Origin of the sequence: Cyanobium sp. BA5m-21, assembly GCF_024346235.1 — a bacterium.
GTDB lineage: Bacteria > Cyanobacteriota > Cyanobacteriia > PCC-6307 > Cyanobiaceae > Cyanobium_A > Cyanobium_A usitatum.
Genome location: NZ_JAGQCO010000003.1, coordinates 1 through 26,154 on the forward strand (window position 1 = coordinate 1; position 26,154 = coordinate 26,154).

Annotated in this window: 25 protein-coding genes, 1 tRNA gene and 1 pseudogene; 17 read left to right on the forward strand and 10 right to left on the reverse strand. The window is 64.1% G+C overall.

Annotated features, from left to right (window positions below; translation table 11 throughout):
• The 3 genes from clpX to KBY72_RS01435 form a co-directional block, all read left to right on the forward strand.
• On the forward strand, nucleotides 1-1,212 hold a 1,212-nt coding region (gene clpX, locus KBY72_RS01425; RefSeq protein ID WP_254992956.1), incomplete at its 5' end, for an ATP-dependent protease ATP-binding subunit ClpX.
• Nucleotides 1,213-1,226: 14 nt separating this feature from the next.
• Nucleotides 1,227-1,838 carry a lecithin retinol acyltransferase family protein gene (locus KBY72_RS01430; RefSeq protein ID WP_254960542.1) on the forward strand — a complete coding sequence of 204 codons (612 nt, stop codon included), beginning with the start codon at nucleotides 1,227-1,229 and terminating at the stop codon, nucleotides 1,836-1,838.
• Nucleotides 1,839-1,855: 17 nt separating this feature from the next.
• The gene (locus tag KBY72_RS01435; RefSeq protein ID WP_254992957.1) at nucleotides 1,856-3,631 is read left to right on the forward strand and encodes a DNA polymerase III subunit gamma/tau; all 1,776 of its coding nucleotides are present in this window, start codon (nucleotides 1,856-1,858) and stop codon (nucleotides 3,629-3,631) included.
• A 30-nt stretch (nucleotides 3,632-3,661) separates the two neighbouring features.
• Here KBY72_RS01435 and KBY72_RS01440 read toward each other — a convergent pair whose 3' ends face one another.
• Nucleotides 3,662-5,014 (reverse strand): glycosyltransferase, encoded by a 1,353-nt coding sequence (locus tag KBY72_RS01440; RefSeq protein ID WP_254960544.1) that lies wholly within the window; start codon nucleotides 5,012-5,014, stop codon nucleotides 3,662-3,664.
• A gap of 24 nt (nucleotides 5,015-5,038) precedes the next feature.
• Complete coding sequence (locus KBY72_RS01445) at nucleotides 5,039-6,496, reverse strand: SpoIID/LytB domain-containing protein (RefSeq protein ID WP_315859512.1); 1,458 nt, start codon at nucleotides 6,494-6,496, stop codon at nucleotides 5,039-5,041.
• A 221-nt stretch (nucleotides 6,497-6,717) separates the two neighbouring features.
• Between KBY72_RS01445 and rpmI the strand changes: the two genes are divergently transcribed.
• The 3 genes from rpmI to KBY72_RS01460 are packed head-to-tail and all read left to right on the forward strand — an operon-like array spanning nucleotide 6,718 to nucleotide 7,871.
• Complete coding sequence (gene rpmI / locus KBY72_RS01450) at nucleotides 6,718-6,915, forward strand: 50S ribosomal protein L35 (RefSeq protein WP_254960546.1); 198 nt, start codon at nucleotides 6,718-6,720, stop codon at nucleotides 6,913-6,915.
• Nucleotides 6,916-6,961: 46 nt separating this feature from the next.
• Nucleotides 6,962-7,309, forward strand: coding sequence for a 50S ribosomal protein L20 (rplT, locus tag KBY72_RS01455; RefSeq protein WP_254960547.1), 348 nt, complete (start codon nucleotides 6,962-6,964; stop codon nucleotides 7,307-7,309).
• Between the two features lie 19 nt (nucleotides 7,310-7,328).
• Complete coding sequence (locus tag KBY72_RS01460) at nucleotides 7,329-7,871, forward strand: tetratricopeptide repeat protein (RefSeq protein ID WP_254960548.1); 543 nt, start codon at nucleotides 7,329-7,331, stop codon at nucleotides 7,869-7,871.
• A gap of 19 nt (nucleotides 7,872-7,890) precedes the next feature.
• On the opposite strand, the gene KBY72_RS01465 is transcribed toward KBY72_RS01460, so the two are convergent.
• Complete coding sequence (locus KBY72_RS01465) at nucleotides 7,891-8,487, reverse strand: hypothetical protein (protein ID WP_254960549.1); 597 nt, start codon at nucleotides 8,485-8,487, stop codon at nucleotides 7,891-7,893.
• 57 nt (nucleotides 8,488-8,544) lie between these two features.
• Between KBY72_RS01465 and KBY72_RS01470 the strand changes: the two genes are divergently transcribed.
• From KBY72_RS01470 to KBY72_RS01480, 3 genes are all read left to right on the forward strand, one after another.
• Complete coding sequence (locus tag KBY72_RS01470) at nucleotides 8,545-9,375, forward strand: thiazole synthase (RefSeq protein WP_254960550.1); 831 nt, start codon at nucleotides 8,545-8,547, stop codon at nucleotides 9,373-9,375.
• 81 nt (nucleotides 9,376-9,456) lie between these two features.
• On the forward strand, nucleotides 9,457-10,650 hold the full coding sequence (locus tag KBY72_RS01475) for an NAD-dependent epimerase/dehydratase family protein (RefSeq protein WP_254960551.1): 1,194 nt from the start codon (nucleotides 9,457-9,459) through the stop codon (nucleotides 10,648-10,650).
• A gap of 17 nt (nucleotides 10,651-10,667) precedes the next feature.
• A complete protein-coding gene (locus KBY72_RS01480) occupies nucleotides 10,668-11,804 on the forward strand; it encodes a glycosyltransferase family 4 protein (RefSeq protein WP_254960552.1) in 1,137 nt (378 codons plus the stop codon).
• 1 nt (nucleotide 11,805) lies between these two features.
• Here KBY72_RS01480 and mrdA read toward each other — a convergent pair whose 3' ends face one another.
• The 5 genes from mrdA to cbiD form a co-directional block, all read right to left on the reverse strand.
• Entirely contained in the window at nucleotides 11,806-13,563 is a 1,758-nt protein-coding gene (mrdA, locus tag KBY72_RS01485) for a penicillin-binding protein 2 (protein WP_254960553.1), read from the reverse strand.
• A gap of 2 nt (nucleotides 13,564-13,565) precedes the next feature.
• Complete coding sequence (locus KBY72_RS01490; protein WP_254960554.1) at nucleotides 13,566-13,949, reverse strand: hypothetical protein; 384 nt, start codon at nucleotides 13,947-13,949, stop codon at nucleotides 13,566-13,568.
• Nucleotides 13,950-14,001: 52 nt separating this feature from the next.
• Entirely contained in the window at nucleotides 14,002-14,583 is a 582-nt protein-coding gene (locus tag KBY72_RS01495; RefSeq protein ID WP_254960597.1) for a hypothetical protein, read from the reverse strand.
• A gap of 109 nt (nucleotides 14,584-14,692) precedes the next feature.
• Nucleotides 14,693-16,312, reverse strand: coding sequence for a glutamine-hydrolyzing GMP synthase (gene guaA / locus KBY72_RS01500; RefSeq protein ID WP_254960555.1), 1,620 nt, complete (start codon nucleotides 16,310-16,312; stop codon nucleotides 14,693-14,695).
• A 34-nt stretch (nucleotides 16,313-16,346) separates the two neighbouring features.
• A complete protein-coding gene (gene cbiD / locus KBY72_RS01505; protein WP_254992985.1) occupies nucleotides 16,347-17,504 on the reverse strand; it encodes a cobalt-precorrin-5B (C(1))-methyltransferase CbiD in 1,158 nt (385 codons plus the stop codon).
• An 89-nt stretch (nucleotides 17,505-17,593) separates the two neighbouring features.
• Here cbiD and KBY72_RS01510 point away from each other — a divergent pair, with 89 nt between their 5' ends.
• From KBY72_RS01510 to KBY72_RS14490, 6 genes and pseudogenes are all read left to right on the forward strand, one after another.
• Entirely contained in the window at nucleotides 17,594-18,748 is a 1,155-nt protein-coding gene (locus tag KBY72_RS01510) for a pyridoxal-phosphate-dependent aminotransferase family protein (protein WP_254960556.1), read from the forward strand.
• A gap of 70 nt (nucleotides 18,749-18,818) precedes the next feature.
• Nucleotides 18,819-18,890, forward strand: a tRNA-Gly gene (locus KBY72_RS01515).
• Nucleotides 18,891-19,355: 465 nt separating this feature from the next.
• Nucleotides 19,356-19,610 (forward strand): type II toxin-antitoxin system Phd/YefM family antitoxin, encoded by a 255-nt coding sequence (locus tag KBY72_RS01520; RefSeq protein WP_254992958.1) that lies wholly within the window; start codon nucleotides 19,356-19,358, stop codon nucleotides 19,608-19,610.
• Entirely contained in the window at nucleotides 19,600-19,881 is a 282-nt protein-coding gene (locus KBY72_RS01525) for a type II toxin-antitoxin system RelE family toxin (protein ID WP_254959190.1), read from the forward strand. The genes KBY72_RS01520 and KBY72_RS01525 overlap by 11 nt, the downstream gene beginning before the upstream one ends.
• 12 nt (nucleotides 19,882-19,893) lie before the next feature.
• A pseudogene (locus KBY72_RS14485) lies at nucleotides 19,894-21,597 on the forward strand (TOTE conflict system archaeo-eukaryotic primase domain-containing protein); the annotation flags it as partial.
• A gap of 165 nt (nucleotides 21,598-21,762) precedes the next feature.
• Nucleotides 21,763-22,269: a DEAD/DEAH box helicase gene (locus KBY72_RS14490; protein ID WP_409995474.1), complete on the forward strand. Its 507-nt coding sequence runs from the start codon at nucleotides 21,763-21,765 to the stop codon at nucleotides 22,267-22,269.
• Between the two features lie 916 nt (nucleotides 22,270-23,185).
• On the opposite strand, the gene KBY72_RS01540 is transcribed toward KBY72_RS14490, so the two are convergent.
• Nucleotides 23,186-23,473: a hypothetical protein gene (locus tag KBY72_RS01540; RefSeq protein ID WP_254960560.1), complete on the reverse strand. Its 288-nt coding sequence runs from the start codon at nucleotides 23,471-23,473 to the stop codon at nucleotides 23,186-23,188.
• Between the two features lie 150 nt (nucleotides 23,474-23,623).
• Between KBY72_RS01540 and KBY72_RS01545 the strand changes: the two genes are divergently transcribed.
• Together KBY72_RS01545 and KBY72_RS01550 are read left to right on the forward strand one after the other, a co-directional pair.
• Nucleotides 23,624-24,049, forward strand: coding sequence for a DUF6554 family protein (locus KBY72_RS01545; RefSeq protein ID WP_254960561.1), 426 nt, complete (start codon nucleotides 23,624-23,626; stop codon nucleotides 24,047-24,049).
• 58 nt (nucleotides 24,050-24,107) lie between these two features.
• Nucleotides 24,108-24,506, forward strand: a complete 399-nt coding sequence (locus KBY72_RS01550) for a hypothetical protein (protein WP_254960562.1) — start codon at nucleotides 24,108-24,110, stop codon at nucleotides 24,504-24,506.
• Between the two features lie 6 nt (nucleotides 24,507-24,512).
• Here KBY72_RS01550 and KBY72_RS01555 read toward each other — a convergent pair whose 3' ends face one another.
• Nucleotides 24,513-26,102, reverse strand: a complete 1,590-nt coding sequence (locus KBY72_RS01555) for a DEAD/DEAH box helicase (protein WP_254960563.1) — start codon at nucleotides 26,100-26,102, stop codon at nucleotides 24,513-24,515.
• Between the last annotated feature and the right edge of the window lie 52 nt (nucleotides 26,103-26,154).

Below are 26,154 nucleotides of genomic sequence, written 5' to 3' on the forward strand. Positions count from 1 at the left end.
GGCGGCGGGAGCGGCCGCCATGCCGCCGACTCCAGTCGCGGTAAGGCCCCCAGCAAAAAAACAACCAAACCAGCTCCAACGTTGGCGGAGGTGCCCAAGCCTCAAGAGATCAAGGCCTTTCTCGACCGCCAGGTGGTGGGCCAAAACGAGGCCAAGAAAAATCTTTCCGTAGCTGTTTACAACCACTACAAACGCCTGGCCTGGCAAGGCGATGGCAAGGGCGAAACCGACCAGACAGCTACCAAGCTGCACAAGAGCAACATCCTGCTGATCGGCCCCACCGGCTGCGGCAAAACGCTCCTGGCCCAGACCCTGGCCGAAATGCTCGATGTGCCCTTTGCAGTGGCCGACGCCACCACCCTCACCGAGGCTGGCTACGTCGGCGAAGACGTGGAAAACATCCTGCTGCGGCTGCTGCAGAAAGCGGATCAGGATGTGGAGCAGGCCCAGCGGGGCATCATTTACATCGACGAAATCGACAAGATCGCCCGCAAGAGCGAAAACCCCTCTATTACCCGCGACGTCTCCGGAGAAGGGGTACAGCAGGCATTGCTGAAGATGCTCGAAGGCACCGTGGCCAACGTGCCGCCCCAGGGAGGCCGCAAGCATCCCTACCAGGAATGCATTCAGATCGACACCAGTCAGATCCTGTTCATCTGCGGTGGTGCCTTCGTCGGCCTCGAAGATGTGGTGCAGAAGCGGCTGGGCCGCAACTCCATAGGTTTCCTCAGTGCCGATGGCAGCAGCCGGCCCCGCAGCGGCAAGGATCGCCATGGGGCCGAGGTGCTGCGCCATCTAGAGCCCCAAGACCTAGTGCGCTACGGCCTGATCCCTGAATTCATTGGTCGGCTGCCGGTTAGTGCGGTGCTTGAGCCCCTCGATACGCCGGCCCTGCAAGCCATTCTCACCGAGCCCCGGGATGCCCTGATCAAGCAGTTCCAAACCCTGCTGAGCATGGACAACGTGCAGCTCGATTTCGAAGCCGGCGCTGTTGAAGCGATTGCCATCGAGGCCCATCGCCGCAAGACCGGCGCCCGGGCCCTGCGCGGCATCGTCGAAGAGCTGATGCTCGACCTGATGTACGACCTGCCCTCCCGCAACGACGTCAAGAGCTTCACCGTGACCCGGGAGCTGGTGGAGCAGCGCAGCAAGGGCAAGGTGGTGCCCCTCGGCAGCGCCAGCCTGGATTCGCCACAGCAGGCCAGCGCCTGATCGGGCGCGAAACGATGGCCGCAGCTGACCACCTGCAGGTGCCGCGCCAGCACGGTCTGTTCCTGCACCACGGCATCGATCTAGGCGACGGCAGCGTGGCCCACTACCTGGAAGGGCGCGAAATCCTGCGCAGCCCCCTAGCCGATTTCAGCCGCGGCGAACCTGTGGCGGTGGTTCCCTATGCAGCAGGCGACTGCTCCCCGGCCGGCGTGACCCTGCGGCGGGCCATGGGGCGCCTAGGCGAACAGAATTACAACCTGCTGTTCAACAACTGCGAACACTTCGCCCATTGGTGCAAGACCGGCCGGCATCGCAGCGCCCAGGTCGAGGATTTGCTGCACACCGGCAGCCTCGGGGCCCTGGCCATCGGTCAGTGGGTGCCAGCGGCCATGCTCAGTGCTGCCCGAATGCTTCTGCGCCAGGGCAACCTGGCCGAACTCGACAAGCTGCGCCAAGGCCTGCAGCAGAAATTGGAGCAGGAGCTAGGCCGAGCTGAAGCGCGCTGGGGCCAGGACCGCTTCGAAAGCCTGAGGCTGGCGGCCCAGAAACTGGCCGACCAACTCACGGCCGTGGAAGAACTGGAAGAGCGGCTAAGGCGCCAGCTCGAACCGGACCAGGGCCACTAATCTCAAGCCTCAGCTTCATGAGCCCAACGGCGATCTCCAGCTACCAACCCCTCCACCACAAATACCGTCCCCAGCGCTTCGACCAGCTGGTGGGGCAGGAGGCGATCGCCGCCACCCTGAGCAATGCCCTGCGCACCGGCCGGATTGCGCCGGCCTATCTGTTTTGTGGCCCGCGCGGCACGGGTAAAACCTCCAGCGCCCGCATCCTGGCCCGCTCCCTCAACTGCATCGGCAGCGATGGGCCCACCCCCGAGCCCTGTGGCGTCTGCGAGCTCTGCACCTCCATCGCCGCCGGCAATGCCCTCGATGTAATCGAGATCGACGCCGCCTCCAACACCGGTGTCGACAACATCCGCGAGCTGATCGAGCGCTCCCGCTTCGCTCCAGTGCAGGCCCGCTGGAAGGTGTATGTGGTGGACGAGTGCCACATGCTCTCGACCGCCGCCTTCAACGCCCTGCTCAAAACCTTGGAGGAGCCCCCGCCGCGGGTGGTGTTTGTGCTGGCCACCACCGACCCCCAGCGGGTACTCGCCACAATCCTGAGCCGCTGTCAACGCTTCGATTTCCGCCGCATCCCCCTGCAGGCCCTCGAGCAACACCTCAGCTGGATCGCCGAGCAGGAGCGGATCGGCATCACTCCAGAAGCCCTGCACGTGGTGGCCCAGCGAGCCCAGGGGGGCCTGCGGGATGCGGAGAGCCTGCTTGATCAGCTAAGTCTGCTGCCGGCGCCGATCGAGGCCACAGCGGTATGGGAGCTGCTGGGGGCTGTACCGGAGCAGGAACTACTGGCCCTAGCCGGTGCCCTGGCCAGTTGCGATCCCCTCGCCCTGCTGGAGGGTTGCCGCGAGCTGCTGGAGCGGGGCCGGGAGCCCGCCGCCGTGCTGCAGGGGTTGGTGAGCCTGCTGCGGGATCTGGTGCTAGCTGGCACGGCGCCCGACCGCCTAGAGCTCACCAGCGTGTCGCCCCAGTTCCGCCAAGCCCTACCCAATCTGGCCCGCTCCCTCGGCAAAGCCCGCCTGCTTCAGTGGCAGGCCCAGCTAAGGGGCAGCGAGCAGCAGCTGCGCCACAGCGTCAACCCGCGCCTGTGGCTAGAGGTGCTGCTATTAGGCCTGCTGGCCGAGCCGGTAGCTGCCGCCCAGCCAATCGCTGCCGCAGCGCCTGCCGCAGCCTCCACAGCAGCTGCACCGGCGGTCGCGGCAGTTGCCCCCCCAGCCGCCGCCCCAATCCCAGCTCCAGCGCCGGCTCCAGCTGCAACTCCAGTCAGCGTCGAGCCCACCAGCTCCGCCAACCTGCCGGAGCTCTGGCAGCAAATCCTGGCGGGCCTGGAGCTGCCTTCTACGCGAATGTTGCTTTCCCAACAAGCCCGGCTGGTGCGCCTCGATGAGCGCCGTGCCGTGGTGCAGGTTGCCGGCAACTGGATGGCCATGGTGCAGAGCCGCCTGCCCCTGCTGGAAGCAGCGGTAGCTAAGGCCCTAGGCAGCCCGCGCCAGCTCACATTGGAAGGGGGTGGGGAGAGCTCCGCACCAACGATCACCGCCCCCAGTGCCGCCACCCCCAGACCGGCACCACCACCGCCAACGCCAACGCCAACGCCAGCACCAGCCCCAGCCCCAGCACCCCTACCAACACCAGCAGCCCCAGCCGCAACTGCGCCCCCCTTAGCCGCGCCCCTCGATGACAAGGCCAAAAGACTGGCGGAGTTCTTCAATGGCGAAGTAGTTGAACTTGATGGGCCGCTCGATGAATTAACTGGCGATGCATTGACTGGCGATGCAGAGGAGGCGGCTGCCTGAGCGGGGCCAGCACAATTGTGGAACGGGTAATCAGGCGGTGGCCGGATCTTCGATTTGGGACTCTTCCTCCTCGCCGAGGTGCATGGTTTTGGCCCAAACCAGGCTCTTGGGAAGCAGGGCCATGCGCAGAGTGGTCCAGGGAATCACCACAAACCAGTGGCTCAAATAGGCAATACCCAGGAGCAGGTTCCAGACGTTCATGGCCGGCAGGGCCGGGCCCTCGCTAGGGCGACGACAACCGGCCAAGATCGCCCCTCCAGAGAGCCCAAAGGCAACAAAGGAAAGGGGCCAGATGGTTGGGCGGGTGCCCGTAATCACGGCGCCGATCAAATCGGCAATCGCCACCACCGGCAAAAAGTATTGGAGCAGGAAGAAGCTGGTTAAATCAAGCTTCTGACTTGCGCTTAGACGCTCCGAAATCAGGCCGGGCCAGTAATCGAAGAAGCGCTGCAAACCGCCTTCAGCCCAACGCTGACGCTGACGCCAGAGGGCAGCCACACTCAGCACCGCCTCTTCCTGTACCGGCGGATCCCAGAGGATGCCAATCGGCTGGCCGTCGAGCAGCAGCCTGAAACTGAGGTCTAGGTCGTCGGTGACCGTGCCCTCGTTGAAACCACCGCTACTGAGCAGGGCGTCCCGGCGCAGCAGCTGGCCATTGCCGCGCAATTCGGCTACTCCTCCCACAGCTAAGCGACCCTGCTGGATCACGGCGTCGAGGGCCATCTCCATGGCTTGGGCTCGGGTCAGCCAATTGGCGGTGGCATTCACCTCAGCTTTGCGCAACTGCACGGCCGACCAGCCACCAGCTTCTGCGTAGGGAATCAGCCGCTCCAGAGTATCGATCTGAAGGTCTGCATCAGCGTCGAGCACGAACATCCAGCGGCCCTGAAGCTGCTGCAGCACCAGATTTAGAGCTCCCGATTTGCCGCCGCCGGCATCTGGCTCACGCCGCAATACCTGCAGAAAAGGATGACGCTCCTGCAGCTCAGCCAAAACCTGGGGAGTCCGATCGCTGCTGGCGTCGTCAATTACCCAGAGCCGCATCTGCCCCTGCGGGTAGCTCAACTGAGCAATGCGCTCCACCAGGCGGCCAATAACTGCCTGCTCATCGCGGGCCGCCACCACCACGTCCACTGCGGGCAGGGGTTCAGCCCCTTGAGCGGCGGAGGCTTGAGCTGATTCTAGGCTGCCTACCGAACCAAAAACCTGGCGCAACACGGTGCGCAGGCTGTAGCCCCCAAGCAGCACGGCCAGGGTGAGAGCCGGGATCAGGCGCAGCGACTCATGGAGCCAATGGGGAGCCATTCCCGCCCAGCCGCAGCCGATCAGGAACAGGGCCGACTTGCCGCGACGGTGATCGGTGGTACGGCCACCCACAACCATGGCGATCCCGAAAGTCGCCGAACTCTAGGGGGAACTGGCAGCCGAGCCGGGCTCGGACAGGGGGCTGATGCCTGGCAACGCCCTGAGGGACTGGAGCCTGGTACCCGGATAGTAGTGATCGAGGATGCGAGCCAGGCTCCAGCCACGCCGGGCTAAGTCGATAGCTCCTGCTTGAGACAGGCCGGCACCGTGGCCAAACCCTCCCCCCTCGAAAATCCAGCGACCCGGGCCGTCCGGCCGCAACACAAAGAGGGTGCTGGGCAACTGCCGCAAGGTGCGGCGAATCGCATCACGGCGCAGCACCACGCTCTGCCGCACTCCGCTGGCTGCCTGCGCCTGTATTTCCAGCGCCAATACCCGTCCACTGGGGCCCCGCTCCAGCACCGCCAGGCGTGTGGGCGGCAGGCCCAAGGGCAGGGCAGCGCGGCTCAAGGCCTGCTGAATCTGGGCCGAATCGAGCTGGCGAGACCAGCGGAAGCGGGGGTGGTCGAAGCCATAGGCGCGGGCGGTAGCCGCCAGGGCCGCTCCTAGCCGGGCCGGCTGCAACGGCAAAACCACGGCGGCTGCAACGGCCGGCGGACCATCCACCCGCGGCCTCAGGTAGGGCAGGGCGTCCCCAATCCACACCTCCTCAAACCCGGCCGCAATCCCCCCATTTGTGGCGTGATACACGCCATGAATCGGCGCACCCTGCCAGCTCAAGACTTGATATTGGGTGGCGGCAATCGCCTGGCGTACAGCTGCTCCGGCCTGGCGGGGGTCTGCGTACACCTGGCATTGGGTATCGGCGCATAGGTGGTAGCCATCCACCACGAATCTCCCCTGGTTGCGCAGGGCCCAGGTGCGGGCCAGCACCGCCTGGGCAGCCAGGGCCGCCGCGGGGGAGCCTGCACCGATCTCATGGGGAACAACCCCAAGTAGGTAGCGCTCTAAGGGCACCTCCTCCACCAATGACCAGCTGCCGTAGGCATCTCCCTGGAGCCGGAACGGACCTGCAAACACCCCCCCCTGCCAGCGCAGCCCCCCCGGGGCCTCCAAGCGCAAGGGGCCCTCGAGGCGAATCGGGCCATCCGGGCGCCGCAGCTCCAAAACCAGGCGATCGCGCTGCAGCTGCTCCACCAGCCGCGGCCTAACTCCAGCGGGCGCATGGGCATCGGGCGCGGCCCACACTTCCCACTCGGCCGGGTGGGCAATCACTGGCGTAGCACCGGCCAGTTGCCAACGGCCAGCAGCCTCCTGGGCGCTCTCGTAGCTGGCAAAGGGCCCCCACACCTGACGGCGCAGCGCTAAGGGCTCGGCCAACGGCAGCCTGCGCCAGTGCAACTGCAACCGGGGCGCCTGAAACCGCTGGCCCGTCGCACTCAGCAGGGTGAGGTTTCCAGCCGCGCTGCGTAGCTCCAAGGGAGTAGGCGGACCCAAATGGGCTGCCAGGGCCACCCAGAGCACCGGCACTGTGGCCGCCACTGCCGGCGGAGGCTGCACGGGCCAATGCAGCGCGGAACCAGGGCCGGATCCAGGTGAAATGGGAGGTGCGGCGGCCCGACATCCCCCCGCGAGCAGCAGCGTGCTGGCCCAAACGGCTAACGGCAACAACGATTGGGCCGAAGAGGACCGGACTGAAAACATTGCTTAAAAAGAGGGGTCTTGGAGGAGGGCACTGCCACGTCGTACTCTGCTTGTTTGTGCCCGCCGCAACCCGAGAAATGCCGAAGCTCAAGACCCGCAAAGCAGCCGCCAAGCGGTTCAAGGCCACCGGCACCGGCAAGTTTCTGCGGCGCCGGGCCTTCCTCAACCACCTGCTCGATCACAAGAGCCCGAAGCGCAAGCGTCATCTGGGCACAATGGCTCTTGTTGATGAGCGCGATGCGGACAACGTGAGGGCGATGCTCCCCTACGCCTGAGCGCGACCTCGGCCGATTTTCACTTCTATCTTCCTGATCTACTGCTATGTCACGCGTCAAGAGGGGCAATGTTGCCCGCAAACGCCGTAACAAGATTCTTCGCCTAGCCCGTGGCTTCCGCGGCGGCAATGGCTCCCTCTTCCGCACCGCCAACCAGCGGGTGATGAAGGCGCTTTGCAATGCCTACCGGGACCGCCGTCGTCGCAAGCGCGACTTCCGCCGTCTCTGGATCGCCCGGATCAACGCAGCAGCTCGGCTCAATGGCCTGAGCTATAGCCGCTTTATGGGTGGCCTAAAGAAAGCAGACGTGCGCATCAACCGCAAAATGCTGGCCCAGCTTGCCGTGGTCGACCCCGGCAGCTTCACCAGCGTCGTGGGTGCTGCTTCAAACTGAGTTCCACTGGTAGGTCTTTTTGGACGCCCTCCTTCCCCAGGCCTACCTAATTGGGCTGATCGTTCTGCTGGGGGTCGCTGCTGTTGTAGTGGCCCGTCAAATCTGGCGAGTGCGCTCAGATGAAGTCACCCTGGCCAAGCTTGAGCGTAGCGAGGGCCCTAAACCCTCAAACGCGGCCACGTTGTACGAGCTTGGCTCAGTGCAATTACGTAAGCGCTTGTACGGCCAAGCCGCCGAATCACTCAAGCAAGCTCTAAAGAAAGCCGAAGCCGCTAAAGAACCGGCTGAAGCCCAAGCAGTGATTCAAAACGCCCTGGGCTTTGCCTTGGCCGCTCAAAACAACTACAAAACGGCAATTCGCCATTACCGGCTGGCATTGGAAGCCAAGCCCGCCTACCCGGTAGCGCTCAATAATCTTGCCTTCGCCCTAGAAAAGCAGCTGAAGCTGGAAGAGGCCAAGCAGACCTATGAGCAGGTGATTGCCCTTGACGCCAACAACAAAACCGCCCGCAAACGTCTAAAACTTCTCGATCGCAAGGCCGGCCTGAATCGGGCGGCCTAAGCGATTATCTAGTCAACCTTCACCAAAGCCCGCGCACTGCAGCACCGCGGGTTGGTGCAACGACGCGGCTAGCACTTGCACTTGATAGGGGGCGCAGATCCAGGCGGCCGCCACGGCTGGTGAGACGGGGGGCTTGCCAGCCTGACAACTGCAGGCCCTGCAGACCCGTAAATACCCCTCCCATCTCCAGGCCCGACACCTCGCACTGGCAGAGCATCAGCAGGTCAAGCTGGTCTGATTCGGCATTGAGGTTGCCCTGCACGGGAGTGGTAACCCCACCCACCGTAAGTTCGCCGCGCAGGTCGATCATCTGGCCCATCGGATTAACCGAGGCAAGCCGCAGCTCAGCACTCACAATCTGGGAATTATCAAAGGATTGATAAGTACCACTCCATACGAGCGGCATCTCCCCGGCCAGCAGCTGGGCCCGGCCAACTGGATCAAAGGTCTCCGCACCTCCCAGACCACTGAGCGACTCACCACCAACGCTGGCAGCCGCGGGAGCAGTAAAAGGCACAAAGGCCTCACTGGCCAGGGGTGTAGCAGCCTGCGCCGGGAACAAACCCATTGGCAACAGCGCCAGAGGCAGGGCAGCACGAAGAACGGCGAAAGACACAACAACAAAACCGACTAGTGGGAGGCTAGGACCGTTGCCGAGATCTGGCCCTGCCCCGTGGTCACCACCGCTCCCACCAGCGAACCGCACACCCACCAAGATCCACTTGTGATCGGTGGGCGCAGCTTCCGCAGCCGCCTGATGACCGGCACCGGTAAATATCCGAGCCTGGCGGCCATGCAGGCCAGCCTGAGCGCCAGCGACTGCGAAATCGTGACCGTTGCCGTGCGTCGGGTGCAGAGCCAGGCTGCCGGCCATGCAGGCCTGCTGGAGGCCATCGACTGGCAGCGCATCTGGATGCTGCCCAACACGGCCGGCTGCGCCACCGCCGAGGAGGCGATCCGGGTGGCCCGCCTGGGACGGGAGCTGGCAAAGCTGGCAGGCCAGGAGGACAACTGCTTCGTGAAGCTGGAGGTGATTCCAGACACTCGTCATTTGCTGCCCGATCCATTCGGCACCCTGGCAGCTGCTGAGCAACTGGTGAAGGAGGGCTTCACGGTGCTGCCTTACATCAATGCCGATCCACTCCTGGCCAAGCGACTCGAAGAGGCTGGCTGCGCCACCGTGATGCCCCTGGGCTCGCCGATCGGCTCGGGCCAGGGCATCCGCAACGCCGCCAACATCGCCCTGATCATCGAAAACGCCAAGGTGCCCGTGGTGGTAGACGCCGGTATCGGCGTGCCCAGCGAGGCCGCCCAGGCCATGGAAATGGGCGCAGACGCCCTGCTGATCAACAGCGCCATTGCCCTGGCAGGAGACCCCCCGGCGATGGCGCGGGCCATGGCCATGGCCTGTGAGGCCGGCCGCAGCGCCTTCCACGCCGGTCGGCTGCCCATACGGGCAAACGCCAATCCCAGCTCACCCGAGGTTGGCCGGGTAGGGAGCTGAAGCTGAACGCCTGTAGTAGCTTGCGAAGCGGAGCATCCGCTCGTCCTGCAGGGGTCTGGGGTTTTCGGAATGGGCGTTGCAATGAAGGTCTTCGTTCTCGGTGGCGACGGCTTCTGCGGTTGGCCCTGCGCGGTGAACCTGGCAGATGCGGGCCATGAGGTGGTGGTCATTGACAACCTCAGCCGGCGCAAGATCGACGTCGACCTGGAGGTGGAGTCGCTGACGCCGATCGCCACCATGGGCGACCGTCTCAAGGCTTGGGAACAGGTGGGCGGCAAGCCAATGCGGTTTGTCCATCTGGACATCGCCAGGGAATACGACCGGCTTCTGGAGCTGCTACGCCACGAGCGACCCGATTCGGTGGTTCATTTCGCCGAGCAGCGCGCAGCTCCCTACTCGATGAAAAGCAGCGCCACCAAGCGCTACACCGTCGACAACAACGTCAACGGCACCCACAACCTGCTAGCCGCGATCGTGGAGAGCGGCCTCGACATCCACATCGTGCATCTAGGCACGATGGGTGTGTACGGCTACGGCTCCCACCGCGGCGCCACCATCCCCGAGGGCTACCTCAAGGTGGAAGTGCCCCAGCCCGACGGCAGCCGCTTCGAGGAGGAGATCCTGCACCCGGCCAGCCCGGGCAGCGTTTACCACATGACCAAGACGCTGGACCAGCTGCTCTTCCTCTACTACAACAAAAACGATCAGATCCGCATCACCGACCTGCACCAGGGGATCGTCTGGGGCACCAACACCGAGGCCACCGAGCGCGACCCACGCCTCACCAACCGCTTCGACTACGACGGCGACTACGGCACCGTGCTCAATCGCTTTTTGATGCAGGCAGCGATCGGCTATCCGCTCACTGTGCACGGCACCGGCGGCCAGACCCGCGCCTTCATCCACATCCGCGATTCGGTGAAGTGCGTGCAGCTGGCCCTGGAAAATCCGCCGGCCATGGGCGAGCGGGTGAAGATCTTCAACCAGATGACCGAAAGCCACCAGGTTGGTGAACTAGCCCGCAAAGTGGCGGCTCTCACGGACGCCCAGATCAATTACCTGCCCAATCCGCGCAACGAAGCCGTCGAAAACGATCTAATCGTCGACAACCGCTGCTTCATCGAGCTGGGCCTCAACCCCACCACCCTCGATGACGGCCTGCTGGCTGAAGTGGTGGATGTGGCGCGCCGGTGGGCTGATCGCTGCGACCGCAGTCGCATTCCCTGCCAATCCGCCTGGACCCAAACCCAGGCTCAGGCCATCCAGACGACCTAAGGCACAACTCCAAACCCTTGAAGATCGCCTTTTTCACCGAAACCTTTCTGCCCAAGGTGGACGGCATCGTCACCAGGCTCACCAAGACGGTGCAGCATCTGGTCGCGGCTGGCGATGAGGTCCTTATCTTCTGCCCGGAAGGCGCCCCCGAGACCTACATGGGAGCCCAAGTGGTGGGGGTGCCCGCAATGCCCCTACCCCTCTACCCCGAGCTCAAGCTGGCCCTGCCTCGGCCAGCGGTGGCAGAAGCCCTGGATCGCTTCAAGCCTGATCTTGTCCACGTTGTCAATCCCGCCGTCCTGGGGCTCGGCGGCATCTGGCTGGCCAAAACCAAGGCCTATCCCCTGGTAGCCAGCTACCACACCCATCTGCCCAAATACCTGGAGCACTACGGCATGGGCATGCTCGAGCCACTGCTGTGGGAACTGCTCAAAGCTGCCCACAACCAAGCCAGGCTCAACCTCTGCACCTCCACCGCCATGGTGCAAGAGCTAAGTGAGAAAGGAATCCAGCACACCGATTTGTGGCAGCGCGGCGTAGACACTGAGCTTTTCCAGCCGGCGCTGCGCTCCGATGCCATGCGACAGCGGCTGCTAAATGGCCAGAGCGACACCGGCAAGCTGCTGCTCTATATCGGCCGCCTATCTGCGGAAAAACAGATCGAACGGATCCGGCCCGTACTTGAAACAATGCCCGATGCCCGGCTGGCCCTAGTTGGAGATGGTCCCTACCGGCTGCAACTCGAGAAGATCTTTGCGGGCACACCTACCCACTTCTTGGGCTACCTAGCCGGGCAAGAGCTGGCGGCGGCCTACGCCAGCGGCGACGCTTTTCTATTCCCCTCCAGCACCGAAACCCTGGGCCTGGTGCTGCTGGAGGCCATGGCGGCCGGCTGCCCGGTGGTGGGCGCCAACCGCGGTGGCATCCCGGACATCGTCAGCGATGGGGTCAATGGCTGCCTTTACGAACCAGACCAGGAAGGCAGCCTGGCTGCTGCGGTGGAGCGCCTCCTTGGCGATGCCAGTCAACGGGCCGAGCTGCGCACCAACGCCCGCGAGGAAGCCGAGCGCTGGGGTTGGGCTGGAGCTACCGAACAACTGCGCGGCTACTACCAGCGCCTGTTGGCCAAGCCCGACCTGCAACTAGTGGCCTGAATCAGGACTGGGGCGCCTGCCCCGGCAGGCTGCCCCGGAACCAGGTGTTCATCAAAGCCTTCACCATCGGAGCTGCCACCGTGCCGCCATAGCCGCCGGAGTTTTCCCCGAAGGCGATGATCACCAAGGTGGGCTTATCCGCTGGGGCATAGCCGCCAAACCAGGCGTGATCAGGCCGGGGTGGATCTTCGCCAGTGCCGGTTTTGCCCGCCACCGGAGGCAGGTTGGGATCATTGAGAAGCTTGGCGGTGCCGATGGTCACCACCTGGCGCAGCCCATCCCGCAACACCCGCAGGGTGGCCGGCTTAAGGCCGATCCAGGTGCGTTTCGTGGGGCGCTCCACCAGGTGGGGTGTCACCAGCCAACCACCGTTGGCCACGGCGGCATATAGCCGCGCCATCTGGATCGGGGTCACCTGCAAGGCCCCCTGGCCAATGGCCGAGGTGATGGTGTCCACGGGTGTCCAGCCCTCACCCAGCACCTCCTGTTTCCAGGCCTGATCGCCCAGCAAGCCCGGGGTCTCCTCCTCCACCAGCTCAATGCCCGTGACCTGGCCATAGCCCATGCGCCGGGCAGCTTTGAACAGCTCATCGGGGCCCACCTTCAGCCCCACCTGGTAATAAAAGGTATTGCTGCTCACGGCCAGGGCGAAAGGAAAACCGATGGCCCCATGGGCGCCATGGTCGCCATAGCAAAGGCCCGCATAACAGAACGAATTCATCGTCATCACCTTCGAGTCGGCCGTGAAGCGGCCCGACTCCAGACCCGCCACAGAGGTGACAATCTTGAAGGTGCTGGCCGGTGGAAAGCCCTGGAAGGCGCGATTCAGCAGGGGCGCATCGGGGGAATTGAGGCTGCTCCACTGGCTGGAACTCGGCGCCGGCGAAAAAACATTGGGGTCAAAGGTTGGCCGGCTGGCCAGGGCCCGAATTGCTCCGGTTTGGGGGTCGAGCGCCACGATCGCCCCCTTGCGCACCCCGTCGAGGGCGCGCTCTGCAGCCTGCTGCAGCGCCAGGTCCAGGGTGAGCCGCAGGTCCTGACCAGCCTTAGCAGACTTCTCCCCGATGATGCGCTGCACCTCGCCGGCGGCGTTCACCTCCACCTGCTGGCCGCCCCACTCGCCGCGCAGGTGCCCCTCAAACTGCTTCTCGACCCCACTGCGGCCCACCCGATCCTGGATCCGGTAGCCCTTGGGCTGGAGCTGGGTGTATTCCTCTTCCGTGATCCCGCTGGTGTAACCGAGCACGTGGGCAGCCAGCCGGCCGTGGGGATAGCTGCGCAGGATGTCCACATCCACCTCGGCGCCCTGGAGCCCGGCAGCCTGCTCCCGGAAGCGCAGCACCTGCTCAGACTTGAGGCCACTGGCCAGAGCTATCCGAAATCCCTCCGCATTGGCACCACTGCGTCGGCGCGCCTCCAGCTGGGACGCAGGTAACCCAACCACCGTCGCCAAGCGATCTCGCAGGGCCGGCCACTGGGCGTCACCCACCTCCCGCGGCTGGATGTAGAGGTTGTAGGTGAGCCGGCTAGTGGCAAGCACCTGGCCATGACGATCCAAAAGGCGACCCCGGATCGGGTTGCGGGGCAGCAGCCGAATTCGGTTTTCATCGGCCCTGGCGCGGTTCTCAGCGCCGTGCAGCAACTGCAACCAGGCCAAGCGCGCCACCATGGCACCGCTGAACAGCAACACCACAGCCAGCAGCAGGGCCGACTGACGGCCCATGCCGGTGTGACGGGAGGCAGCTGGACCAAAGGGCATGGTCAGGCGTTGGGCTCGAGTCGCTGCTCCAGCTGCTCCAGTCGAGCAGCTATGCGGGCCAGACCCTGCTGCAGCTCCAAGGCGTCCTGGGGATCGGCTTGGTGTGCTCCCTCAGCCCCTACCTCTGTGGCCACATCGTGGACCTCCACCTTCATCACCGGGTTGCCCAGGCCGGGGCTGACCCGATCCAGGCCCTGGCGCAGCTGACTAGCGGCAGGCTCGCCCTCCTCCCGCAAACTGCCGAGGGGATCAGCCTCCTGGCCGTCAAAAGCTGCCATCACCTGGCGAGCCCCGCCCTTACGAGCCCGCTCCACCACCGCCAAACCCACGGGCAGGACGTCCTGCATCAAGGTGAGCCGGAGGGCATCAAAGGGGTCGGTGGCCATGGCGGCGTTCCTGGCTCAGGAACAACAGTCTGACCTGCCTGCAACCCGGTGCTCAGGGAGCCAACCGCTGGATCCCTGGATTAACAATCACCTGGCGGCAGTTCTGCTGACTACCCCACCACCAACCCGCCGCCACGGCGATCACCAGGAGCGAGGCCAGCGGCACCAGTGCCTGGCGGGTGACGTCAAGGGCCAGCCATTCTCCCCAGGCCCGCAGGCTGCGCTCCCGGTCAAAGCGTCGCCGGGCCTTCTCTTCCTCCTGCTGGCGCCGGCGCAGGGAGCGGGTCACCCAGCGCTCAAATGATTTCTTCTTGGTGACCGCCATCTTGCGCTCAACCTCGAGCAGATGACCGGCCGAGAGCTCAGGGTTGAAGGTGCTGATCAGCTCCAGACTCTTGAGGAACATCTCCACGGCGCCATCTTTGGCGGCCCGCTCACCCTCTTCAAGCAGCTCCCAGTCCACCTCGGGATAAAAGCGGAGCCGGTTGCTGGCGATCTGGTCTTCCATCAACTGGCCTGGCTCCCGCAGCCAGCGGTCCGTATTGGCATCGAAACGACGCCAATACAGAAAGGGATTGAGATATATGGTTTTGCCGGCCAGGACGATGCTGTCCTGCTGCAGCCGTCGCTGCATGTCGGGATCGGGGGGTGTCGAGCTGGGGGGCGCGGAGGCGGCAGTCACGACGTATGGGCTGGGAGCCGATGGTATCGAAGGTCGGCGTCTCGGGCTACTCCCGCAACACCTACTCCCACTCGATGGTGCCAGGCGGTTTGCTGGTGATGTCGAGCACCACCCGGTTCACGCCCTTGACCTCATTGACGATGCGGTTGGAGATTTTCTCGAGTAGGTCGTAGGGAAGGCGAGACCAATCGGCCGTCATGCCGTCTTCCGAGGAGACGCAGCGCAGCACGATCGGGAAGGCATAGGTGCGTTTATCGCCCATCACCCCCACGCTGCGCACCGGCAGCAGCACGGCAAAAGCCTGCCAGATCTCGTTGTATAGGCCTGCCTCCTTCACCTCCTCGCGCACAACCAGGTCGGCGTCACGAAGGATGTTGAGCTTCTCGCTGGTGACCTCACCGAGGATGCGAATCGCCAGACCAGGACCGGGGAAGGGGTGCCGGCCAACGATTTCCTGGGGCAGACCCAGGCTGCGGCCCACCTTGCGCACCTCGTCTTTAAACAAACGACGCAGGGGTTCCACCAGCTTGAACTGCAGATCCTTGGGCAGGCCACCAACGTTGTGGTGACTTTTGATCTTCACTGCCACCCGCTCACCTGTTTTGGGGTCAATACCCGTGCCGGCGCTCTCGATCACATCGGGATAGAGGGTGCCTTGGGCCAGGTAGTCGAAGGGGCCGAGGCGCTTGCTTTCCTCTTCAAACACCCGGATAAATTCCGTGCCGATCAGCTTGCGCTTCTCCTCCGGGTCGGTGATGCCATCGAGCTTGCTGATGAAGCGCTCGCGGGCATTGATGTATTCCACGTTGATGTGGAAGCGCTTGTCGAAAAACTCCACCAGAAACTCAGGCTCGCCTTTGCGCATGAAGCCTTGATCGATGAACATGCAGGTGAGCTGATCGCCAATCGCCTTGTGCAGCAAAAAGGCGAGGGTGGAGGAATCAACGCCTCCCGAGAGAGCCAGCAAAACCCGCTTATCGCCGACTTGGGCGCGCACATCAGCCACCGCTTCGTCAATGAAAGCTGCTGTGGTCCAATCGGCCTCACAACCACAAATGTGGTACACAAAATTGCGCAGCATTGCCATGCCGCCGGTGGAGTGGACCACCTCAGGATGAAACTGCACGCCGTATAAGCGCCGCTGGTGATCAGCGACGGCGGCCTCTGGGGTGTTGTCGGTGTGAGCCAGCCGCAAGAAGCCCTCGGGTAGCCGTTCCACCGAGTCGCCGTGGCTCATCCACATCGTCGAGCCGTCTTCGACGTTGGTCAGCAAATCGATCGGGTCGTCAACGTGCAGCGGAGCCTTGCCGTATTCCGCCCGACCGGCGGCCACCACCGAGCCCCCCAGCTGCTGCACCATCAGCTGCATGCCGTAGCAAACGCCAAGCACCGGAATTCCCAGCTCCCAGATAGCCGGGTCGCACACAGGAGCCCCCGGCTCATACACCGAACTGGGCCCGCCGCTGAGAATGATGCCCCGGGGGGCAATCGCCCGCAGCTCCTCGGCCGTGGTGGTGTAGCCCATCACAAGGGAGAAGACTTCGGTTTCCCTAACCCGCCTGGCGATCAGCTCCGAATACTGGGAGCCGAAATCAAGAATCACAATCGCCGGATAGCGCGTCGATTGGGAGGTGGGGTCAAGCTGGGGCACTGGGGCGGTAGGGGAAGCGGTGGAAGACATCGACAACGCTGGGCCCTGGAGCATTCGAACCAGCCTAGGTGTCGCTCCGGGCAGGGCTGCGTAAAGCCGTGAGCAACTCCAAGCCAACCGGTCCCTGGCCGCAGATCTGGCGAGAGCGATCAAACAGCACGGCCCCCACCGCCATCGACTCCTGGCCATAGCGGGCCAGATAGCGCAGGCTGCGCTGCTCCACCGCCGCAGCAATGGACTGACGCAGGCGCTCGGCTCGCGGCCCGTCCCGCTGGGCCAGTTCTCCCAGGGCCGCCTCCACGGTGGGGGCGTCGTGGAGGGCTTGCAGGGCCTCCCCGCCCAGCCCGGCAAGGGCCGCCAGGGCCGTGAGCACCTCGGCGCGGCCATCGGCTAGGTGGTGGTGGGTGTGGAAGATGCCGCCCGCCAGCTTGATCAATTTGCCCTGATAACCCAGCAGCAGCAGGCGGCGCACCCCGGCCTCGGCCGCCGCCACGAGCAGCGGTCCGAGCCAGTTGCCCGCCTTGAGCAACAGATCAGGTGGCAAACCCAGCCTGGGCGCCAGATCGAGCCCGTTCTCACCGATCACCAGTACCAGATCACCGCAGAAAGCAGGCGCTGCGGCGCGTTCGCGCAGAGCCGCAAGGGCCTGGGCCAGCTGGTCGGGGCCCGCGCTGCGCTGCACCTCAGCCTGGGTGCCGATCAAGGCCAGGCCATCCACCACCCCAAAAGCCGCATTGCTGGTGCGCTCGGCCAGACGCCTGCCCTCTGGAATCACCACCTGCAGCTCCAAACGTCTTCCCGGCGGCACCAGGGGCCGCAGGTTGCACTCGAGCAGCTGTTCGGCATAGGCCGACACGCACGCCTCACCACTGGCCTGCAGCACCCCCACCCCCTCGCCGGCCCGCAACTCAAGCCACTTGCCTGGCCCCTCCAGCCAGCGCAATTGCACCCATAGCTGCAAGCCACGGGTGAGGTCGAGCACCTCCGGCCCCGGATCACAGCAAGCCATGGCCAGCACCCAGCCATCGGCCAAGGGCGCGGCCGCTAGCACCGGCACCCGGGCGGGCAGCTCGCCGGCTGCCGCAGCGTCGGAATGGAGCCACAGGGGCTGGTGACGCTGCCAGGGCTGGCCAAGCAGGATCACCAGGGCCGCCCGGGCTGCGGCCGTGAGCCACACCGGCACGGTGTATCCGGCAGTGGCATCCGCCGAGGCAGGGTCGATTTGGTTCAGCTCAAGCAACGGGCGAAAGAACACTGTTTTTTATGGTGGTTGATTGTGCGGTCCGTCGCCGCCCGCCGTATCCCCTAACCATGCAGGACAAACTCAGCCTGATGATCCCCGGCCCCACCCCGGTGCCGGAACGCGTCCTGCTTGCCATGGGCCGCCATCCGATCGGCCACCGCAGCGCTGACTTTCAGAAAATCGTTAAGCGCACCACCCAACAGCTGCAGTGGCTGCATCAGACAAAGGGCGACGTGCTGGTGATCACGGGCAGCGGCACCGCTGCCATGGAGGCTGGAATTATCAACGTGCTGAGCACAGGCGACACGGTGCTCTGCGGCGACAACGGCAAGTTTGGCGAGCGCTGGGTGAAGCTCGCTAAGGCCTACGGCCTGAACGTGCAGGTGATCCAGGCCGAATGGGGCCAGCCCCTGGACCCCGAGGCCTTCCGCGCCGCCCTAGAAGCCGACACTGCCAAAGCGATCAAGGCCGTGATCATCACCCACTCGGAAACCTCCACTGGGGTAATCAACGATCTGCAGACCATCGCCTCGCACGTCAAGGCCCACGGCACCGCCCTCTGCATCGCCGACTGCGTCACCAGCCTGGGTGCCTGCAATGTGCCCATGGAGGACTGGGGCATCGACGTGATCGGCTCCGGCTCCCAGAAGGGCTACATGATGCCGCCGGGGTTAGCTTTCGTGGCCATGAGCGACCGGGCCTGGGAAGCCTGCAAGCACTCCGATCTGCCGAAGTTTTATCTGGATCTGGCCAAATACCGCAAATCGGCCCATGCCGACAGCAACCCCTTCACCCCGGCCATCAACCTCTACTTCGCCCTCGAAGCAGCCCTGGAAATGATGCAGGCAGAGGGTCTTGAAAAGATCTTCGCCCGCCATGCCCGTCACCGGGCCGCGGCCCAAGCAGGTATGAAGGCGATTGGTCTGCCCCTCTATGCCGCGGAGGGTTGTGGCAGCCCGGCCATCACCGCCGTGGCGCCAGAAGGCATCGACGCCGAAGCGATGCGCAAAGCCGTGAAAGAAAAGTTCGACATCCTGCTGGCTGGCGGCCAGGATCACCTCAAGGGCAAGGTGTTCCGCATCGGCCACCTGGGCTTTGTTTGTGATCGCGACGTGCTCACAGCCGTAGCTGCCATCGAAGCAACCCTGCAGGATCTGGGCTTACACAAAGGCAGCGCCGGTGCTGGCGTAGCCGCCTGTGCGGCCGCCCTAGCCAAGGGCTGAGCAAGCGTCCGGGGAGAGCAGGCTTTGCACCGTTCTCCCCAAGACTCTGCTAATTTGATTTATACACCTTGCGGGTGTAATTCAGTGGTAGAATGTCAGCTTCCCAAGCTGAACGTCGCCGGTTCGAGTCCGGTCACCCGCTTTCAGTCCAGGATTGAGAATCGCTGAAAGTCAAGCGTACGGCCGCTCTCGCATCGACTTGCAGAGGGCCAGTAGTAACGAGGTGATAGCAGGCAATGCCAGGGAGCGATAGCGACCTTCTCACAGAGCTCCTCTCACGACTGCGCCATTGATTAGTCAGGCATTCACCTGCGCGGGGTGAACTCATGGGCCGTCGAGCCCTGGACGGTCCGGAATCACGGCTGGGCGGAGATTGCCTACTTAATTCGGCCCAACATCATGTCCGGAGGTAATCAGGGCAAGCCGCTTCAGCATCAACGACCGCTCGCCTGACACTGCAATAACAGGGAAACAATTCCCCAGCACGGTCTCCAAAATTGCTGGAGACCAGCCGGGCACCACCCAGTCGATCCAGACTCGCCCGGCGACCTTTCAAGAGACCTGGCTGGAGACCTAGATTGTGGTGTATTGCCTTCTTGTCCCGCTGATGGCCCACCGCGTACTCTCCGAGACAGCCGTGAGCATCTCGGAACATAAGAAAAACCCCATGGCCACCGTGGCGGCAGGAGATGGGATGGCCGTCGCGGTGCTCAACCGCAACGAGCCGGCCTTCTACTGCGTGCCGGCCAGGGCCTACGAAGAACTGATGGATCTGGTGGACGACCTTGAGCTGGGCCGCATCGCCGATGCCCGCCTGACGGACGGCCAGGAGCCGGTGCGGGTCAGCCTCGATGCCCTTTGAGCTGGCATTTCACCCGGAAGCCCTTCGGGAGTGGCGGAAGCTAACGCCAGGAACCCGAGAGCAGTTCAAGAACAAGTTGGCCGAGCGGCTGACTGAGCCCAGGATCCCCGCGAGCAAATTGCGTGGATCCTCCAACCGCTACAAGATCAAGTTGCGGGCCGCCGGGTACCGTCTGGTCTACGAGGTGCGTGACCATGAGCTCCTCGTACTTGTCGTGGCAGTGGGCAAGCGGGAGCGCAATGTTGTCTACCAACATGCCGATCAGCGCTGAAGCGCATGCCCCATGGCCGACGCCAAGCCCCCTTATCTAGATCGGCTGCGCCGGGAGAACGCCCGCTTGATTGGGCTTCTGGAGGCCCACGGCATCGCATGGAGATCCGGCGAACCTGCCCCAACGGAACCCGCGCCGATTTCGAAGGCAGCACCTGCCAACGGCCCCAGTTCCACGCAGGAGAAGGTGGCGCTGTTCCGGCGCCTGTTCCGCGGTCGCGATGACATGCATGCCCTGCGCTGGCAGAGCAGCAGCAGTGGCCGTTCGGGCTATGCGCCGGCCTGCGCCAATGAGTGGCGGTCAGGCATCTGCGAGAAGCCACGGATCTCCTGCCGCGACTGCAACCACCGGGAGCTGCTGCCCCTCAGCGATGCAGCGATCTACGCCCATCTGGCCGGAGACCACACCATCGGCCTCTACCCCCTGCTGGGCAACGACCATTGCCACCTGCTGGCCGTCGACTTTGACGAGCAGGACTGGCGCGATGACGCCCGGGCCTTTCTACGCTCGTGTCGGGAGCTAGCGGTGCCGGCCGCACTCGAGATCTCCCGTTCCGGAGAGGGCGCCCATGTGTGGATGTTCTTCGATGAGGCGATACCGGCCCGAGAGGCCCGCCAGCTCGGGGCAGCCCTGATCAGTCACACCTGATAGGCATCGCGCCAGCTGCAGCTGAGCTCCTACGACCGGCTCTTCCCGAATCAGGACACCATGCCCAAGGGGGGCTTCGGCAACCTGATCGCCCTGCCGCTGCAGAAGGAAGCCCGGCAGCGGGGTTGCAGCGTGTTCGTGGATGACGACCTGCAGCCCTATCCCGATCAGTGGGCCTATCTGGCAACCCTGCAGCGGCTGTCGATGGCGGGGCTGCAGAGCGTGCTTCAGACCGCCACCGGCGGTGCCCATCCGCTCGATCTCAGCTTCATCGACGAGGAGGACCTGGCGACCCCGTGGAAGGCACCTCCTGCAATTGCGAAGCTCAGCGGACCGCTGCCAACCTCCCTCACGCTCACCCTGGCCGATCGCCTCTATGTGGAGCGCTCGGCCCTGCCGCAGCCACTGCTCAATCGCCTGATCCGCCTCACCGCCTTCGCCAACCCGGCCTTCTACAAGGCTCAGGCGATGCGCCTGTCGGTATGGGACAAACCGCGGGTGATCAGCTGCGCCGAGAACTTTCCCCAGCACATTGCCCTGCCGCGGGGCTGCCTGGAACCCGTGCAGACCCTGCTGAAGGAGCAAGGGGTCAGCTGGGAGCTGATGGATGAACGCCAGAACGGCTTACCGCTGGAGCTGGTGTTCACGGGCCAACTTCGCAATGACCAGGAGACCGCCGTGGCAGCAATGCTGCGCCATGACATCGGCGTGCTGCAGGCGCCAACGGCGTTCGGGAAAACAGTGGTGGCAGCAGCGATCCTGGCGCGCCGCAGGGTCAACACCCTGGTGCTGGTGCATCGGGCGGAGTTGCTGCGCCAATGGCAAGAGCGGCTCCACGCCTTTCTGGATGTCGCTCCTGAGGCGATCGGATGCATCGGTGGTGGCAAAGCCAAGCCCACCGGCCAACTCGACATCGCCGTGATGCAGTCGCTGGTTCGGAAGGGGGAGGTGAACCCCGTGGTGCAGAGCTACGGGCAGGTGATCGTCGACGAATGCCACCACATCGCCGCCGCCTCCTTTGAAACGATCCTCAGGCATGTGAAGGCCCGCCACGTGCTGGGGTTGTCGGCCACCCTGGTGCGCCGGGACGGTCTGCAGCCGATCCTGTTCATGCAGTGCGGCCCCATTCGCCACTCCGCCCAGCGACCTGCCGGGGCGCCTAAGACCCTGGAGCTGGTGAGCCGCACCCATCAGCTCCCTGCACTACCGGCCGATCTGCCGATCCAGGAGCTGATGCGTCGCTTGGCGGAGGACCCACGCCGCACCGAGCGGATCGTGGTCGAGGCTCTCGCCTGCTGGGGTGATGGCCGCAAGCTGCTGCTGCTCAGTGAGCGCACCGATCACATCACCGCGATTGCCGGTGCGCTGGCCGAGCAGGTAGCAAACCTGTTTCTGCTGCATGGACGCCTAAGCGCACGCCAACGCAGCGCCGCGCTGGAAGCGTTACCTCCTGATGCACCCCGCATCGTGCTGGCCACCGGGCGACTGGTGGGGGAAGGCTTCGACCATCCACCGCTCGACACCCTGCTGCTGGCGATGCCCGTGTCGTGGAAGGGCACACTGCAGCAATACGCCGGCCGCCTGCATAGACAACAGAGCGGCAAGACAAGCGTGCGCATCATCGATTGGCTTGATCTCGGCCATCCGATCACGCAACGGATGTGGGAGCGACGGCTGCGGGGCTATCGAGCCATGGGCTATGCGCTGCTTGCAGATCAGCTATCGATGGCAAGCGCCTGATCGAAAGCTTCTCACAGACCTTCTCACATCCAAGCCAGAAGCCTTACGAGACTCACAGCGGCACAGGCAGTTCGGCCAATCAATCGAGAAGCTTCCCAAGCTGAACGTCGCCGGTTCGAGTCCGGTCACCCGCTTTATTCTCAAATCATCAGATTGGGCAAGAGACGAATTGGCCTAGCAGACGAATTAGCGAATTAGGCCAGCGGGATTAGCCTGATTCAGCCCCGAGGCTTGATCAGCTGCAAAACCTGAGGGCCGGTGGCCGCCATCCGGCGCTCGCCATCCAAAGCCGCAATGATGAAGCGTGCGGCTTGGGGCAAATCTCCTTGCTCAGCAGCAAGGCGCGCCCGAGCCTCATCGGCCCGAATCGAAACAAGGAATTGTTCGCGCGCGTCAGCCGAGGGTGCGGCCAACGAAGAAGTACGCGCAGGACTAGTAAAAATGGCAGTCATCTCAACGGTATCTGAACGGGAATGGCCCATGCAAAATCGGCTTTAGCCATCCTGGAAAGGGTTGATATATCCATTGCAAGATCAAAGCATTCCTTTTGATCATACGCCAGGCTGAACATACCCAGTGAAAACATCACCTAGCTCACCCAGGCCCCCCGCGCTTCATGTTCCTGGCTCTTCCCGATTGCCACCCAACGCGGCAATTTGATCACGCAAAGACTGGGATCTCTGTTCATCACCCCGGGTGAGGGCCACTGCCAGTGCAAACTCCAGCTTCTCCAACTGATGCTCCCCCTCTCCAGAGGTAGGTGGGTAGCCGCTGCGGCCAGAAGGAGCCTGGTTGGTAACTGAAGGGGCTAATCCCGAGGCTTGCGAGCAGCGATTGGTGGAACCATTTTGGGAGGGAGTGGGGTATGCCATAACTACTTTCTTCCCATTCTGACACCGCTGACCAGCCCCCGGGATCAAGCCGCTGCCGCCATCTCATCGTTTTGGTCGGTGAGCTCATCTTGGTCGGTGAGCTCGTTGTTGTCGGTGAGCTCGAGCAAGGCGCGACAGTCGACCAACAGTCGTTCAACGTTGTCGAGACTGGTGATCTCCTGGGGATCATGCTCTCCCTGGCGATCAAGTTGCAGCTCCGTGGCTTCCAAACGCTGCTCCAGCCTCACCAGCCGCTGGGAGAGGGCGTGCACGGTTTGGGCCAAATCTTCAGCATTACGGCTGATGCGGAAGGAAACCGACTCGTAAGCCATGGCAATCGGGGCATGGGAGCCGATCACAACACACAAACCAGCACCAGCCAAGGCCAGAGCTCTTCCCTGCCCCAGACTCGACTTAGGCCAAAGTGATCGATACGTTGGGCTCCGGTATCCCCGTTGACGCCCCAGGCCATGGCACTAAAGATGACTTTGAGGCAGATTCCCGGGCTACGCCGAGCCCTGCTGGTCCTGGTTGGCAGCGCTGCTGGATTCGGCCTCGTCCTACCCGGCCAGGCCCAGACAGCTGAGGCCAATGCCGCCGCCGCCAACGCCGGCTCAGGGGGCAAGGGGGCTCAGATCTATTGCTTTATGCGCAGCAGCGGCAACAGCCACCAGGTGAGCTGGGATGCCGCCTACGCGGTGATCAAACGCCAAAACGACAAACTGTTCAAGACCTCCCCGGAACACGCCGCGGTGATGATCACAGAAGCTGTGGTGCAGAACCCCAGCGTGTTTCCCGACTGCGGCCGCTACCTAGGTGACCTGTTCGCAAAACCCGAAGCCAAGCCAGAAGCCAGCACCAGCCCAGCGCCTAGTGGCACCTCCCGCAGTGAGCGGCTGGGTCAATAGGGCTCGCCAATATTTGTGCCGAAACGGATGCCGAGCCGGATGCCGAGCGGGGGGCAGCTTGGCAGCCCTGGCAGGGCTGCTGCTGCTTGCCGGTGGCTGCGCTGAAGAGCCCTTGCCCCAGCGCCAGGTACGCAGCGACGACTGCCTGCAAACCGTGCAGCTCGACCAGCTAACGGAACAGATCGGCCGCTGCGACGCCGTAGTGGCGGCATTTCCAACCAACCCAAGCCCTCTCAACGATCGCTACCTGCTACACAGCCTGGCGGGCAACGAGGCAGCAGCCTGCGCTGATATCAACCGGGCTGCAGCCCTTGCCCGCTCTAAACCACCAGCCAGCCTGGATCCCCAACTGCGCACCGATCTGAACCTGCGTCAACAGCTCTGCAGGGAAAGCGGTGGCAAAGCCATGGGCAGTGGCAAAGGCATGGGCGCAAACCAAGACCGCCCCCAACCCTGAGCAGCCTCACCAGCGACCCATCAGGTCTCTCATCATGGCCGGCAAACTACGGCGCTCCAGCAGCTGGGAGCGCCGCTGCAACAACACGGCGATGCGCTCGGCCTTACTGGCCAGTAAGCCGTCCACCAACTGGTCAGCAACGCCCAGCTGCAGCCAATGGCTGGTCAGGCAGGCCCCCATACCGATGCGGTGACAGCGATCTTCTGCCTGTTCCGCATCCCCTGGGGTCCAGGGGCGCTCAATTAGCACCACATGCCGCGCCCGATGCAGGGTGAAGCCCAAGCCCCCGGTGCCATAGGTAGCGATCAGCAGGGAATGCTCACCGCGCTGAAACGCATCAACCTGGGCCTGGCGCTGGGCCGGCGGCAGGGCGCCGGTGAGGACACAACTGTCTTCAAAACTGCGGTGCAACATCTCAGCCGTAGCCACGAAAGCCGTAAACACCACCACCGCCTCGCCCTTGGCCAGCAACGGAGCCACCAAGGCCCGGGTGGCTGGGAGTTTGTAATCGGAGCCGATCTGGCGCAGGGCCGTGAGCACGGCCAGCAGCTCGGCATCGCGGCGCACCTCACCGAGGGCAGCCCGACGGCGATAGTCGTCGACCTTGAGCTGCAGGCGGTGCTGAAAGCCGCGGGCCGAAGGCTCATCCAGCTCAACTGGCCACAGCTGGCGCAGCTTGGGGGGCAGGTCGAGGCAATCCTGCTTACGGCGATGCAGCACCAGGGGCCGCACCAGCCGCTGCAGGTCTTCCAGATGGCTGGCCCCATTCGCCTGCCAGAGGCGCCGTCCGCCCTGCTCGCGCCAATGGCCCTGGCAGAAGAGTTCCTCAAAGGCCCGTTGGTCGCGGGCAAGGGGGTGACCGATCGCCGCCAGCAGGGGAAATAACTGGGCTGGGCGGCCATTTTTCATCGGCGTGCCGGTCAGTAGCCAGATGGCTCGCAGCCGGGGGTGGCGGGCCAGGCGCAGCAGCCCCTGGCTGCGGCGGGTATGGCCGTTTTGGGCGAAGTGGGCCTCATCGGCGATCAGCACGGTGCCGGCGGGCGGCAAGGCGTCGGGCAACCGGGCCCAGCTGTGCAGCTCCAGATGCAGGCCAAGGCTGGCCGCCTCACCCTGCCAATGGTCGTGCAGACCAACCGGGGCAATCACCAAGATGCGGCAATCGGCTTGGCGCACCATGGCCCGAGCCGCCATCAGGGCTGTGAGCGTCTTACCCAACCCCATGGCATCCGCGAGCACGGCGCCGCGGCGGGCCAGTAGCCAGCGCACCGCGGCCCGCTGATGGGCAAACAGGAGGCGGCCATCCAGCAGGGGCTGCTCCAAATCTGCCGACGCCACCAACTGCCGATGGGGGGGCAGGGGGGGCAGGGGCTGCTCCAGCCAGGCGAGCCACTGGGCCAGCTCGGGCTGCACAGGAAACCGGCCTGCCAGGGCTTGCTGCAAGGCGGCGGCAGCTTCTAGGGGAAATGACCAGCAACGCTGCCGACCCGACCAACTCCCCCGGGGGCGGATCGCCCGCAACTGGGCTTGGGTGACCGCGTCGTAGGGGCTAACTACCTCAATCAAACCCGTCGCCCCCAGCCGCAGCAGACACCGCATCCGCGGAAGTGCAATCGTCGACACATTGACACCCCAGGTGATGGGGGCAAAC

Coding starts and splice junctions, on each gene's coding strand:
- KBY72_RS01430 (WP_254960542.1), top strand. CDS start 1,227: ATGGCCGCAGCTGACCACCTGCAGGTGCCGCGCCAGCACGGTCTGTTC.
- KBY72_RS01435 (WP_254992957.1), top strand. CDS start 1,856: ATGAGCCCAACGGCGATCTCCAGCTACCAACCCCTCCACCACAAATAC.
- KBY72_RS01440 (WP_254960544.1), bottom strand. CDS start 5,014: ATGGTTGTGGGTGGCCGTACCACCGATCACCGTCGCGGCAAGTCGGCC.
- rpmI (WP_254960546.1), top strand. CDS start 6,718: ATGCCGAAGCTCAAGACCCGCAAAGCAGCCGCCAAGCGGTTCAAGGCC.
- rplT (WP_254960547.1), top strand. CDS start 6,962: ATGTCACGCGTCAAGAGGGGCAATGTTGCCCGCAAACGCCGTAACAAG.
- KBY72_RS01475 (WP_254960551.1), top strand. CDS start 9,457: ATGAAGGTCTTCGTTCTCGGTGGCGACGGCTTCTGCGGTTGGCCCTGC.
- mrdA (WP_254960553.1), bottom strand. CDS start 13,563: ATGCCCTTTGGTCCAGCTGCCTCCCGTCACACCGGCATGGGCCGTCAG.
- KBY72_RS01490 (WP_254960554.1), bottom strand. CDS start 13,949: ATGGCCACCGACCCCTTTGATGCCCTCCGGCTCACCTTGATGCAGGAC.
- KBY72_RS01495 (WP_254960597.1), bottom strand. CDS start 14,583: ATGCAGCGACGGCTGCAGCAGGACAGCATCGTCCTGGCCGGCAAAACC.
- guaA (WP_254960555.1), bottom strand. CDS start 16,312: ATGTCTTCCACCGCTTCCCCTACCGCCCCAGTGCCCCAGCTTGACCCC.
- KBY72_RS01510 (WP_254960556.1), top strand. CDS start 17,594: ATGCAGGACAAACTCAGCCTGATGATCCCCGGCCCCACCCCGGTGCCG.
- KBY72_RS01520 (WP_254992958.1), top strand. CDS start 19,356: ATGGCCCACCGCGTACTCTCCGAGACAGCCGTGAGCATCTCGGAACAT.
- KBY72_RS01525 (WP_254959190.1), top strand. CDS start 19,600: ATGCCCTTTGAGCTGGCATTTCACCCGGAAGCCCTTCGGGAGTGGCGG.
- KBY72_RS14490 (WP_409995474.1), top strand. CDS start 21,763: ATGCGTCGCTTGGCGGAGGACCCACGCCGCACCGAGCGGATCGTGGTC.
- KBY72_RS01540 (WP_254960560.1), bottom strand. CDS start 23,473: ATGGCTTACGAGTCGGTTTCCTTCCGCATCAGCCGTAATGCTGAAGAT.
- KBY72_RS01545 (WP_254960561.1), top strand. CDS start 23,624: ATGACTTTGAGGCAGATTCCCGGGCTACGCCGAGCCCTGCTGGTCCTG.
- KBY72_RS01555 (WP_254960563.1), bottom strand. CDS start 26,102: ATGCGGTGTCTGCTGCGGCTGGGGGCGACGGGTTTGATTGAGGTAGTT.